Genomic DNA, 14086 nt, shown 5'->3' on the forward strand with positions numbered 1-14086 from the left:
TATAATCAGACATTTTAATAGTGTTGTATAGATTATGTGACAAAAATCACCGGTACGTATGCGTATTTAGTAATGTCGTTCAGACTGTAAGACTATTCAATCTCACTTGTTTCTGTGCTATACTGACAGTGTCATTTGAGAGGATATAGAACTCACAAGAAATCATTTTGAATTCATGGTTATCTAATGTGAAGTAGCTATATCAGGTACATATTTTCTGAAAAGAGGTTTTAACGATGGCAGACGCAAAAAACACTGTGTTATTCCCTTATGAAACACTAAAAAAATTGAGCATGGACGCTTTCCAAAAATTTGGTTTCTCCGAAAAAGAAGCTGACATCATCCAAGACGTACTTTTGACTTCTGACTTGTTCGGTATTCAAAGCCATGGTATGCAACGTATGGTTCGTTACCATAAAGGTATCACTAATGGCTTGATCAAAATCGACGCTAAACCTGAAATCGTAAAAGAAACTCCAATCTCCGCAGTTATCGACGGTCATGACGGCATGGGTCAATTGTTGGGCCACATGGCTATGGAAATGGCTATCGAAAAAGCTAAAAAATCCGGTGTTGGTATCGTATCTGTACGTAACTCCAACCACTATGGTATCGCTGGTTACTATGCTAAAATGGCTTCCGACCAAGGCTTAATCGGTTTCTCTTGTACAAACTCCGAAGCAATCATGGTTCCTGTATATGCTCGTAAAGCTATGCTTGGTTCCAACCCTATCGCTTGGACTGTACCTGCTGATCCTGTTGACTTCTTCTTCGATTGCTCCACTACAGTAGTAACTCGTGGTAAACTTGAAATGTACAACAAAATGGGCAAAGCTACTCCAGATGGCTGGGCTGTTAATAAAGACGGCGTTCCTTCCACTGACGCAGCTGAAGTATTGGGCAACATCTCCCGTCATGAAGGCGGCGGTATCCTTCCTTTAGGTGGTGCTACAGAAGTTCTTGGCGGCCACAAAGGTTATGGTAACGGCATGATTGCTGAATTATTCTCCTCCATCTTGTCTCAAGGCGGTACTTCCAACAAATGTATGGTTGGCGGTAAATCCAACATCTGTCACGGCTTCATGGCTATCAACCCTGAATTCTTCGGTGACCCAGCTGAAATCAAAAAACACTTCTCCCAATTCTTACAAGAATTACGTGAAGCTCCTAAAGCTCAAGGTCAAGACCGTATCTACACTCATGGTGAAAAAGAACATGAATCTGTTGCTAAAGTTAAAGCTGAAGGCATCCCTGTACTTAACGGTACAATGCTTGAAGTTCAAGACCTTTGCAATGAATTAGGTTTAGACTTCAAATCCTACTTCGGCGATTATGTACCAGAAGCTCCTGCTACAATGTTCAAAGGTAACTACTAATACCTAAACTTAGTAATGGCCCTAACAAGGACTTGTAGTTAGTACAGAAGGGGACATAAACACTGTTTATGTCCCCTCTCTTATGTTTTTAACCTCATAGGCTATGAGGTTAAAAAATTTTATGTACTATATCAATTTTTATGATAAGTATATCTGTTATTTTATTGTAAGCTTTTATTTTAACTGAACTTTTACAAATTAACATCATAGCGATTTATTCATCAATTAAATTGATTAAACTACGTCGTCCTGTTGAGCATATATTTTTGTTTTACTTGAAAGGATGATCTTAGAAATGAGTGCTATCACCGTTCTATTAGCGCTATCTCCAATCATTTGGTTGATTGTAGCGTTATCCATCTTGAAATTACCTGCATGGCAAGCAACAAGTGTTGCTGCGATTGGTTCTTTCATTATCGCTATTACAGCATTCCAAGCTGACCCATTTATTATGGTCACTGGTGCCCTTGAAGGTGCCGCATTGGCAATCTGGCCAATCCTATTAGTTATTACAGCTGCTATCTTCGTTTATAACTTGGTAGTACATACGAAAGCAATGGAAACAATTAAAACCATGCTTTCTTCTGTAACATCTGATACTCGTGTACTTGCATTACTACTTGCATGGGGCTTTGGTGCCTTCATGGAAGGTATGGCTGGCTTTGGTACTGCCGTTGCAATTCCAGCCGCTATGATGGTTGCCGTAGGTTTTGACCCACTTAAATCTATCATCGCATGTCTCGTTGCAAACTCCGTACCAACAACATTTGGTTCTATCGGGATTCCAACAACTACATTGGCATCCTTAACAAACCTTGATCCAAGCCATTTAGGTACATTCATTTCCGTACAATTATTCTTGCTTAACCTTATCGCTCCATTCTTTGTTGTTATGATTATTGGTGGCGGTATTAAAGCGTTAAAAGGCGTATTCCTCGTAACATTACTTTCTGGTTTAGCATTGGCAGTTCCTGAAACTGTAATCAACGCTGTAATGGGTCCAGAATTATCCGTAATTTCTGCATCCATCGTTATCATGGCAGTTATCATTGGTTGTGCAAAAATCATGCCTCCTAATGATCCTAAATACGCAGTTAAACAAACTGGCGAAGTCCCTAAAGTTTCTGGTGGCGAAGGCCTTGTAGCTGCAATGCCATTCATCTTAATCTTCGTATTATTGTTATTAACTTCTAAATTGTTCCCTGCAATTAATGGTCCTCTTGCGTCCATTAAGACATCTGTACCTATTTATCAAGGTGCTGGCGCAAAACCTTACACATTCGTATGGATTGCAACACCTGGTATTATGATTTTCATCGCTGGTATTGTTGGTGGTTTCATCCAAAAAGCAAAAGCTGGCGAAATCTTCGGTACATTGGGTAGCACAGTTAAAAACTTGAAATTCACATACCTTACAATCATCACAGTTGTTATGACAGCTAAATTGATGACTTACTCTGGTATGACTGCAGACATTGCAAAAGCAATGGTTGCTGGTACAGGTACTTTATACCCTCTATTCGCTCCTATCGTAGGTGCGTTGGGTGCATTCTTGACTGGATCTGGTACAAACTCCAACGTATTGTTTGGCCCACTCCAAATTGCCGCAGCTCAAGGCTTAGATCCTACAAACTTCGAAGACCTTGGCTTCTGGTTGGCAGCAGTTAACTCCGGTGCAGCTGGTATCGGCAAAATGTTGTCCCCTCAATCCATCGCGATTTCTATTGGTGCCGTAGGCCCTGCTTTGAAAGCATACCTAGAAAATCACAAAGAAATCAGCTCTGAAGAAGCTCATAAACTAGAACATGAAATCGAAGCAAGTGTTATCATGAACAGTGCATTCAAATACTTTATTATATTTATCGTAATGCATGGTTGTATATCCTTCTTCGGTCAACATTTCATTCATGAAATTCATCATTTCTTCTTCTAAGAATTAGTGAAACAAAAAGAACAGCTCATTACGAGCTGTTCTTTTTTGTTTGTATTAAGATACTACATTTTTATTCTTACTAATTATAATTAGAAATACTTGCGCTCAACTTCCCATTTTGTGAAGTTGCCACTTGCTGCATCGATTTCAAAATCATATTCGTAACCATTGTATCGAATTTCACCTTCGTATTCTAATCGACCATGATCATAGTCATGCCCAAATTCGGTTACATTAGCTTGTGTTGCTCCTGGCACGCGTGCCAATGCACGATTTAATGCCTCTTGCTCACCGATACCTTGCGCAGATGCAAATGTTGTTAATCCAACAGCAGTCACAGCAGCCAATACCAAGGCTTTCATAAATTTTTTCATAATAACCTCCTATATACGATAAATTATATTGATTTTTTTAGATTTACTCTGTATATGTATTTTAATCTATAAATCGAAATACATCAAACTCAAACTTTTGATATACAACCATCTCTCAAACGTTATGCACTACATTGTTATTTATATACTCACAAAAATATTTTATATACAAACACCAAAAGTTTAACCTAAATAAAATAGTATATAAAGGCTAGAGGTATATGCAGACCAAAATAGAAAAAGCTTTTACATATAAATCTATAGAATAATCCATACAATTATGTTACAATACATCTTATTATAAGATAAAATTTAATGCAGTCTGCGAAGTGCGATTCGCAGACTTTTATTTTTCTCACTTTAATATAGGAGGGTTTTATGACTCAAGAAAGCTCTGCTAAGGTCTCTTTCATCTTGGTAGTATTCCTCGGTCTGTTGACGGCGATTACACCCTTAGCAACAGATCTTTATTTACCGGCATTACCAATTATGCCTGGGTAGCTGAATACAACAGCTTCTAATATTCAAATGACCATAGGTGTTATGACCTTCGGTGTCGCATTAGGACAACTATTTGGTGGCCCCATTAGTGATACAATGGGGCGTAAACTACCTCTTATCGTTGGTAATTTACTGTGTGTCATCTCTGGTATCATCTGCGCCTACGCACCTAGTATTGAAATACTGTTACTAGGTCGTTTCTTACAAGGATTAACTGGATCTATAGGCGTTGTAATCACCAAAGCTATCGCTCGTGACTTTGCATCCGGCCAAGAATTGACTAAGCTATTTGCATTACTTATGATGGTTAATGGCCTTGCGCCAGTACTTGCACCATTAGTAGGTGGCCAATTACTACTCTTTACTACATGGCGCGTTATTTTTATTATCCTCGCTGTATTCTCAGCCATTCTATTAGTAGGTTCTCTTCTCTTCCGTGAAAGTTTACCCAAAGAAAAACGTATTACAGGTGGTATCACTACATCTGTAAAAAATTATCTTACGCTGATGAAAGATAAACCATTCCTTGGGCAAACCTTAATCCAATTCTTTGCTTTTGGTGCATTCTTTGCGTATATCTCAGGCTCATCCTTTGTATATCAAAATATTTTCCAATTATCTGCTCAAGAATTTAGTTACCTCTTCGGTATCAATAGCTGTGGTATTATTTTAGCCAGTGCCATTAGCGGCCGCCTAAGTAATGTTGTAACATCTTATCAATTCCTCACATTCAGTCTTTGGCAACTGACAATCGGCTCTTTACTATTCCTAGTAGCCATGCTATTAGAATGGCCTCTCATTCCTGTTACAATCATACTATTCTTCACCGTATGTACCGTATCCCTATTCGGCTCTGCCTCCTTCTCTATGGCAATGACCAAATATGGGAAAATGGCCGGTAGTGCCTCTGCAGTGCTTGGCTTTGCCAGCATGTTCTCTGCAGGGATCGTGTCTCCACTCGTTGGTATTGGTGGGGAATATACGGGTATTCCCATGGGGATTACAATGCTAGTATGTGCAGCGCTTTCCTTATTGTGCCTATATAGTTTGGTAGAGAAAGAATAATCTCTTTTAAGCATTTGTGTGAGCCCTACAATGGGGCCCCTTTACAACAGCATATTTTAGTATATAAATAAGATACCCCTTTCCTTGCTCAGTACGGCGCTACGCTTTGTAAAATCGCTTTGGAAAGGGGTATCTTATTTATATTAACACTACCCGTAGAGACGTCCCATTGTAGGGCTAACAAACTATATCTAAAATATATTAATTCTTTCTTCCTACAACATTCTAAGCACAATAAAGGAACTCTCCTGTCCAACGGATTATGAGAAAAAGAGATATGCCATAGGCACATCTCCTCTCCCTATCCACTGTACTAGTTATATATTTTCAATGGGACATCTTCATAACGGTTGTATATAGAAAAAAACACAGCCCTCTCCCCCATCTCCGTTAGGTGTATTACTAATTTTTTGTAACTAATAAGATAACAAACTCGATGGAGCTATTAAAGATATAGTAGATTGGATTACTTACATTTTATAATGGGACGTCTTCATATCCAGGTGTATATAGAAAAGAATACAGCCCTCTCTGCAGCGATTTTACGGAACATAGTGACGTACTGAGCCAAGAGAGGGCTGTATTTTTTCTATACTAATGATATGCAGTTATATCCGGGCCTCATTATAAAATGAAAGCGCCTTATCGCTTATTTACAATAGCTCCATCGAGTTACACAACTATTATTTGGGCTAAAATTAGCAATACACTAACTACTTACTCGAACATTGTCGATAGTAGTAATTTCAATCGGTTTGCTTGGTTTACCGCACTGGAGCCTGGATCGTAGTCGATAGCTGCAATTCGCACGTCTGGGTATGCAGCGGATAGTGTTTTCACCATGCCTTTACCTGTTACGTGGTTTGGTAAACAGCCGAATGGTTGTAAGCATACGATTTGTTTAGCTCCTTTTTCGATAAGGTCAATCATATCTCCTGTGAGGAACCAGCCTTCACCACATTGGTTACCAAGTCCGATGAATTGAGCTGCTTCTTTTGCTACTTCTGTCATACGTTGTAGCGGGTCAAAGTGTTTTGACGCTGCTACGGCTTTTGCATATGGTAAGCGGTAGAGCTCAAGGGCTTCACGAGCCAATGTACCGAAGAAGCCAGATAGCCATGTACCATCAAGGTTCTTAGCACGGTATGTGCTATCCATTGCACAATACAAGAAGAAATCTAGCAAGCCAGATGTAACGACTTCGCCGCCTTCCTTTTCAATAAGCTCATTAATATGATTGTTAGCACTTGGATGGAATTTAACGTAAATTTCCCCTACGACACCAACACGAGGTTTTTGTACATCTTTATTAATTGGCAAGTTATCAAAATCATGGATGATTTCTTTGATGTACTTATTATATTGTCGAAGACTGGCAGATGTAATATTATCACGTAATTTTTTAATCCAATAATCACATAGTGCATCGGTAGAACCAGGATTTGTCTCGTATGGACGTGTGGCAAGAACACATTGCATGAGCGCATCACCGTATACAACGGCTTGAATCATACGATGCAAGAAGCCTTTTGTCAACTTAAAGCCTGGTTGACGTTCCATATCACTCGCATTGAGAGATAGGATTGGTACTTGTTTCATACCCGCATCAATTAATGCTTTACGTAAGTAACCGATGTAGTTTGTAGCACGACACCCACCACCAGTTTGAGAGATGATAACAGCCGTCTTATCTACATCATATTTGCCGGATAACAGTGCGGACATGAGCTGCCCTACAACGATAATCGCTGGGTAACATGCATCATTATTGATATATTTCAAGCCCACTTCAATATCGTCACGTGTTGGAGCTGGCAACATTTCAAAATTGTAACCTTCATGTTGAAGGACAGGCTCTAAAAGGCTGAAATGCAATGGTGACATTTGTGGTACCAAGATTTTATATGTCTTACGCATTTCTTCTGTGAAGACAACTCGATTGTAATCGTAAGTTGGTAATTTCTCTACCACTACTTCTTCCGGCGCCTCAGGATTATGATGACGACGCAAGCTACGTTCCATTACGGATTGCAAGGAACGCAAACGAATTGTCACGGCGCCAAGGTTTGTACCTTCATCGATTTTGAGCAAGGTATGGATTTTATGGTTTGCTGAAAGTATATCTTTTACCTGATCTGCTACGATGGAATCGAGACCACAACCAAAGGAGTTAAGCTCAACGATTTGGAAGCCTTCTGTTCTACTTACGAATTCAGCGGCACGATATAGACGGCTATGGTAGGACCATTGGTCTACAACGCGTAAATGCTTGATTTCATTCCCTAATGGTGCAACGCCATCTTCTGTAAGAACAGCCATGCCAAGAGATGTGATAAGTTCAGGAATACCGTGGTTAATACCGGAGTCCAAATGATATGGACGGCCAGCCAATACGATTGTAGGAATTTGTTCTGCCACGAGGCGAGACACAGTTTTCTTTGTCGTTTCACGGTAAGACGCTTTACAGTTTTCCTGCTCTTCCCAAGCGAGGTCTACAGCCTTAGCAATATCCTTCTTCTTTAAGCCTAAGAAATCCAATGCTTTCACAAGGGCCGGAACAAGGGATTTTTTATCAGCTAGCGGCAAGAATGGTGCGTGGAACGGAGTAGCGCCCAATACCTCTTGCATATTATTTTTGATAAGTTCTGGATAAGAAATAACCATTGGACAATGGTAATTATTGTCGCGGCTAAATTCCTTAGGGCCATGTTGAATACAAGGGTACCAAATAAAGTCTACCTGTGCATTCGCTAAGTCGCGAATGTGACCATGAACAGCCTTTGCTGGATAGCAAGCCGTATCGGATGGAATCGTATCGATAGCCTTATTGTATTGATCCTTAGTCGTATAATCTGAAAGGATTACTTCATAACCCAAGCTATTGAAGAATGTAAACCAGAATGGGAAGTCCTCATACATGTTGAGAACGCGAGGAATCCCTACACGCATTTTACCTTCAAACTCTGGAATGTTTTTCTTCAAGTAGTAATCAAAGTAACGACGTAATTTTACATCTACCAAGTTAGGAACTGGTTTACGTTTCTCTTGGATCATATCGCCAGCACCGCGATCACAACGGTTGCCCGTTACGTACGTACGACCATCGGAGAAGGCGTTAATAGTAAGCATGCAGTTATTTGGGCAAAGGCCACAATTGCGCATTGTCGTAGATACTTGTAAAGAATTAAGGCCTTCACTATCTAGCAATGTACTTTCACCTTTTTGCAACTCTTCCGCCGTTTCCGCGGCAAGAAGAGCCATACCGTATGCCCCCATCAAACCAGATACATCAGGGCGAATCACCTCTACGCCCATCAATTTCTCAAAGGCACGCAAAACAGATTCGTTATAGAACGTACCACCTTGTACAACGATATGATCACCTAATTCTTTAGGGTCTTTCACCTTGAGAACCTTATAAAGGGCATTTTTAATTACAGAATAAGCAAGACCTGCCGCGATATCTTGTACCGTAGCACCTTCTTTTTGAGCCTGCTTAACCTTAGAGTTCATAAATACGGTACAACGAGAGCCTAAGTCGATTGGCATAGGTGCCAATAACCCTTCTTTTGCGAATTGATCGATTGGAATTCGTAGACCAGATGCAAATGTATCAATGAAAGAGCCGCAACCAGATGAGCAAGCTTCGTTCAACACGATATCTTCGATATACCCATCACGAACCTTACAGCATTTCATATCTTGACCGCCAATATCCAAAATAAAGGATACATCAGGACAGAAGAATCGAGCCGCACGATAATGAGCCATCGTTTCTACTTCGCCTATATCAATGCCAAGGGCGCGTTTAAGAAAGGCCTCACCGTAGCCGGTTACGCCAGAGTGTGCAATATAAGCACCTTTAGGCAATAATGTATAAATCTGCTCAATAATTTCACGAGATTTTTCTAATGGTTTACCATGATTAGGACCATAGTGGGAGAAGATAATTTCCTTATTACTATTAATGAGTACTACCTTTAGCGTAGTAGAACCAGCATCAATCCCAAGATAGCAAGGACCTTGAGCATCCTCAATATTCGCTTTTGGCGTTACCGCCTTAGCGTGACGAGCACGAAATTCTTCTAATTCTTGTTCATTCTTAAATAGCGGATCGACACGGTCTGTAGCTTCCATAGGAATACCGATAAGTGCACCGATTTCCTTTGTCAATTGACCAACAGTGATCTCACGGCACTCATCTTTCATCAATGCCGCCCCTAAAGCAATGAACAACTCACCATTCTCAGGGATAATGCGATGCGCTTCATCCAACTCTAAAGTATCGCAGAAGCATTGGCGCAACTCGGATAAGAATGTCAATGGACCGCCAAGGAATGCTACATTACCTTCGATTTTATGTCCGCATGCAAGGCCAGCAATCGTTTGGTTTACAATTGCTTGGAATACGGATTTTGCAATATTTTCATGAGATGCGCCTTGATTTAACAAAGCTTGTACGTCCGTTTTAGCAAATACGCCACAACGTGCCGCAATTGGATAAATCGTATCAGCATTCATGGCTAATTGATCAAGACCAGATGCATCTGTCTGCAATAAGGTTGCCATTTGGTCGATAAAAGCACCTGTACCACCAGCACAGGAACCATTCATACGGTGTTCCGCAGTTTGACCTAAATACGTAACCTTCGCATCTTCACCACCAAGTTCGATGATAACGTCTGTCTCTGGATAGAGGGCTTTTACAGCTCGCGTTTCAGCAATCACCTCTTGTACGAATGGGATGCGCACCTTTTCGGCCATAGCCATCCCACCAGAACCAGTAATACATACATGAACAAGAGCGTCTTCATGACCAACTTGAGCCTCTTGTAGCAAGGTATATACTGTGTCCAATATGTTTGCATAATGGCGTATGTACTTTTTATACAAATAATTATCGTGTTCGTCCAATAATACAACTTTAACCGTTGTAGACCCCACGTCAATCCCCATGCGTAGCATGTGCTGCATAAATACCTCTCTTTTTAACGACCGTATGACCACCTAAGTGACCATACTTATTTTTGTGAAAGTCTCACATGTAATATGTACAACATATATACTGTACTAAGCATCTAAAATAAAAATTAAATTAGATAAGGATATAATACTTTCACCAAAATATCTAAATTTTTAAATATCCTATCTTTATTATACAACAACAGCAGTTAAAATCTAAGTTATTTCTATATCTAAAATGTTATAGAAAATATGTTAAGATTTAAATTACAAAGTCATATATATAATAGGATGTAAAAAATATTATACCATTTTACAATGAAAAATAACGTAACTTTTGCAACATAACAGGACAAATCAAATATATTAACTGCATTAGACAATATGCAATAGATAAAAACTAACCCCCAAAATGGATTCCAATTTGGGGGTTAGTTCATAAGACAGTATATCTTATTCGTATCTATAAAGTTATGTCATGAGAGAGTATTGTATTAAATACATATATGTTATTAACGATCATTGATTAAAACGCTGGAATAATAGCCCCTTTGTAATGCTCTTCGATGAACTTCTTAACCTCTGGAGATTGTAATGCTTTAGCTAATTTTTGAATAGCTGGTTTATTTTCATCACCAGGGTTTACGGAAAGAAGATTTGCATATGGAGAATCCGCTTTTTCTACGAATAAACCATCTTTTGTAGGATTAAGACCTGCTGGCAATGCATAGTTAGCATTGATTACAGCTGCGTCTAAGTCTTGAATGGAACGAGGAATTTGAGCTGCCTCTAACTCTGTAATTTGGATGTTTTTAGGGTTGCTAGTCACATCAAATGGTGTGTTAGTCAAACCAGTTGGGTCTTTCAAAGTTACAAGACCTGCACTTTGTAACAAGAGAAGTGCACGAGCACTGTTTGTTGGGTCAGATGGAATCGCTACTTTTGCTCCATTAGGCAAGTCTTTCAAATCTTTGATTTTTTGAGAGTAAATAGCCAATGGTTCGATGTGAACTGGAGCAAAGCTTACGAAGTTTGTGCCATGATCTTTATTAAAGTTATTTTGGTAAGGCACGTTAGCAAAGAAGTTTGCATCTACTTCTTTACTGGACAACGCCATGTTTGGTTGGATGTAGTCCGTAAATTCAATAATTTGAAGATCTACACCTTCCTTAGCCAAAAGAGGCTTAATTTGATTTAAGATTTCAGCATGAGGTACAGGGTTCGCTGCTACTTTTAACACCTCTGCTTTAGAACTACCAGCACTGCTGGAACTTGCGTCATTTGTGGAAGAGCCACAGCCACTAATCAATAAGGACGCGCCTAATACGGCCGTCGCTGCTAATGCTAACCATTTTTTCATGTAATCCTCCTATCTACGATGAACACCTACATCTATTGACGAGGACTCACGCGTATACAACACACGTAGATATTGTAATAAATTTATATTTTCTTATTCATGTATCTACATTTAATTATTTAATAATTTCGATGTTGTAAGTATAGCAATTTAAATCCTACTCGTATAATAGATTTTATATATTAATCTTTATAACTAAAATCTATAGCAAGGATAAAATAATAACGTTTAACTATACCAAGCAAATAAAAACGGTACTAAGATGATTTCCCGTACTACTAGGTAATATACCTAATAGCTAAAATCAAACTTAGTACCGCTATAAATGTCGCTCTATATAATAAACAATCTAATCAAAAAGATCAAATTATAAAGTTGACGTTGTTTGCTCAATAGAAATAGTTACAGGTGCTGATAACTTAGCCTCCAACCAAGCTTTTATTCGTTTCGAGTCTACATCAGATACACTAGACGTGGTACGGATAATCACTATATAATGACTCGCTTTAGGCTGTTCAAGATTATCTATCAAAGGCATGCCTTCCACTTTGCTTACAAACGGGAATAACGCCTTTGCTTCAGCTTCTGTCGTTTTCATAGTGTTTATAGTTTCACTTACTAGTTGATAAGTCGGCTGGTACAGATTACTCAAGTTTTTATATTTTTCAAGATCTTCCGAAGATTTATTCAAGTTCGTCTTATCCATAGTAGATTTATTCTCATCTACGCTATTAACAAATCGCAATGTATAAGGCTGCAAATACTCATCTTTCTGTAACTTATCATCCAACTGGGATTGCTCCTCCGAAGTCACAGGAGCGCCTATAGCTACTATATCTACTAGCTTATTCACCCGATCCAAGGAATAATCAATCACTTGTCGACGTCCATCTTGATTAATATCAATCTTAATAAACTGCTCTATATGATTTGACTCAGAATACTTGATGGTCATATCATAGCCTGCATAAATACTTGGTGTAGCCATAATAAGACCGATCACAAGAAATATTAGCTGATTACGACGATTAATCGCTTCTGTTTGCTTACAGGACGGCAAACTATATACACCCTTTAAAACAATAAATGATGCAAAGAAGATGAAAAATGCATTTATAAAGAATAGATAGCCAGCCCCAAAGAAATAGTTCCAATTTCCATTGGCAAGTCCATATCCTGCCGTACATAGTGGTGGCATAAGTGCAGTCGCAATCGCAACCCCTGGTATAACATTATCTAAGGTCTTACGCGTTTGCCCAATAATCCCAGCCAACCCACCAAATATAGCAATAAATACATCAAAAATACTCGGTTCTGTACGCGCTAATAATTCAGATGTAGCCGTATGAACGGGGGAAATATAAAAATATAAAGTAGATGCCAAAACAGCAATCGTAATCTGTAAAGACAATCTTAAAATAGCACTTTTCACAACTGTAAAATTAAGCGTAGCGAAGCCAAAACCAGTTGCTAGAATAGGTCCCATCAACGGCGATATAAGCATAGCACCAATAATAACTGCCGTACTATTCATATTCAACCCAATAGAGGCAATAAACATGGAGAGAATCAAAATAACCAAAGCAGGTCCCTTAATCTTAGCTCCACCAATCAACCTTTTAGCAATGGTTGCATCATCGGCTCGCTCAAAATGTATATCAAAGTATTTATTTATTTCCATTCGTCCTCCTTATAACTTCATCAAATCTGCAAAGGTGCCGACATTTACAAACATATGCTGTGTTGTTTTTAGCATCTGCACCATCAAAATGGCTCCCGTACCTTCCCCCATCGACATTTGTGCTTGAATAGGAACCATGTCTTGAGTGATCCCCACCTCAGCTAAAGCGAGTTCCATACCTTTTTCTTTAGACTGATGCGATGGCAATGCATAGTCCTTAACACGAGCGTTTATGTGCATTGCACAAGCAGCTGCGACAGCTGTAATAAAGCCATCGATGATAAAAGGCTTTTCATAATCTACACAAGCTAGCATCGCCCCAAGAATAGCCGCAATATCAAAGCCTCCTACATGAGCTACGATTTTACGAACTCGGTCAGGCTCATGTTCAGAAACTATATTGTTCTTATGATGCTCTAAAACAGACCTAACAAAATCAATTTTACGCTTCATCAGCTCTGGTTTGTCTGGCCAAGAACCAGGTCCTACGGTTTCCGTCGGATCAGCTCCAATTAATGCAGACAACACACACGCAGAGGTTGTTGTATTCCCTAAACCCATTTCACCAAAGGAGAACAGATTGATTCCTTGTTCTACATAATGTTGAACCCGTTTATATCCAGCTTGAAAGGCGCTATTAAATTCATCCTCAGCCATGGCAGGATGATTCAAAATATTCTTTGTACCCTTCGCTACTTTGCGATCCACACCAATACCATCATCTGAGGCAATACCTACATCGACAACCTCATAAGGAATATTATTAAAGTTGCAAAACTGTGTTGCTGCTGAACGACCAAGTAACATATTGCGAGACTGCTTTTGGGTCACCTC

General features: G+C 39.3%; 7 protein-coding genes and 1 pseudogene. 3 read left to right on the top strand and 5 right to left on the bottom strand.

Features of this window, described 5'->3' with window-relative positions:
* Positions 1 to 236 precede the first annotated feature (236 nt).
* Together HMPREF1865_RS02440 and HMPREF1865_RS02445 are read left to right on the top strand one after the other, a co-directional pair.
* Positions 237 to 1376, top strand: coding sequence for an Ldh family oxidoreductase (locus HMPREF1865_RS02440; RefSeq protein ID WP_005385319.1), 1140 nt, complete (start codon positions 237 to 239; stop codon positions 1374 to 1376).
* A 295-nt stretch (positions 1377 to 1671) separates the two neighbouring features.
* Complete coding sequence (locus HMPREF1865_RS02445; RefSeq protein WP_060919055.1) at positions 1672 to 3309, top strand: L-lactate permease; 1638 nt, start codon at positions 1672 to 1674, stop codon at positions 3307 to 3309.
* Positions 3310 to 3398: 89 nt separating this feature from the next.
* Here the strand turns inward: HMPREF1865_RS02445 and HMPREF1865_RS02450 are convergent, their stop codons facing one another.
* A complete protein-coding gene (locus tag HMPREF1865_RS02450) occupies positions 3399 to 3683 on the bottom strand; it encodes a PepSY domain-containing protein (protein WP_060919056.1) in 285 nt (94 codons plus the stop codon).
* Positions 3684 to 4061: 378 nt separating this feature from the next.
* On the opposite strand from HMPREF1865_RS02450, the pseudogene HMPREF1865_RS02455 reads away from it, so the two are divergent.
* A pseudogene (locus tag HMPREF1865_RS02455) lies at positions 4062 to 5249 on the top strand (multidrug effflux MFS transporter).
* Between the two features lie 717 nt (positions 5250 to 5966).
* Here HMPREF1865_RS02455 and HMPREF1865_RS02460 read toward each other — a convergent pair.
* The 4 genes from HMPREF1865_RS02460 to HMPREF1865_RS02475 all read right to left on the bottom strand — a co-directional run.
* Positions 5967 to 10223 (bottom strand): acyl-CoA dehydratase activase-related protein, encoded by a 4257-nt coding sequence (locus HMPREF1865_RS02460; RefSeq protein WP_060919057.1) that lies wholly within the window; start codon positions 10221 to 10223, stop codon positions 5967 to 5969.
* A 514-nt stretch (positions 10224 to 10737) separates the two neighbouring features.
* The gene (locus tag HMPREF1865_RS02465; RefSeq protein ID WP_060919058.1) at positions 10738 to 11571 is read right to left on the bottom strand and encodes a MetQ/NlpA family ABC transporter substrate-binding protein; all 834 of its coding nucleotides are present in this window, start codon (positions 11569 to 11571) and stop codon (positions 10738 to 10740) included.
* Positions 11572 to 11938: 367 nt separating this feature from the next.
* On the bottom strand, positions 11939 to 13252 hold the full coding sequence (locus tag HMPREF1865_RS02470; protein ID WP_060919059.1) for a DUF389 domain-containing protein: 1314 nt from the start codon (positions 13250 to 13252) through the stop codon (positions 11939 to 11941).
* A 9-nt stretch (positions 13253 to 13261) separates the two neighbouring features.
* Positions 13262 to 14086 (bottom strand): nicotinate-nucleotide--dimethylbenzimidazole phosphoribosyltransferase (locus HMPREF1865_RS02475; protein WP_060919060.1); only part of this gene is annotated, 825 nt, incomplete at its 5' end.

Source organism: Veillonella parvula (assembly GCF_001553335.1).
Lineage (GTDB): Bacteria > Bacillota > Negativicutes > Veillonellales > Veillonellaceae > Veillonella > Veillonella parvula_S.

Excerpts from the sequence above, each read along its gene's own strand:
- HMPREF1865_RS02440 (WP_005385319.1), top strand. The coding sequence starts at position 237 with ATGGCAGACGCAAAAAACACTGTGTTATTCCCTTATGAAACACTAAAA.
- HMPREF1865_RS02445 (WP_060919055.1), top strand. The coding sequence starts at position 1,672 with ATGAGTGCTATCACCGTTCTATTAGCGCTATCTCCAATCATTTGGTTG.
- HMPREF1865_RS02450 (WP_060919056.1), bottom strand. The coding sequence starts at position 3,683 with ATGAAAAAATTTATGAAAGCCTTGGTATTGGCTGCTGTGACTGCTGTT.
- HMPREF1865_RS02460 (WP_060919057.1), bottom strand. The coding sequence starts at position 10,223 with ATGCAGCACATGCTACGCATGGGGATTGACGTGGGGTCTACAACGGTT.
- HMPREF1865_RS02465 (WP_060919058.1), bottom strand. The coding sequence starts at position 11,571 with ATGAAAAAATGGTTAGCATTAGCAGCGACGGCCGTATTAGGCGCGTCC.
- HMPREF1865_RS02470 (WP_060919059.1), bottom strand. The coding sequence starts at position 13,252 with ATGGAAATAAATAAATACTTTGATATACATTTTGAGCGAGCCGATGAT.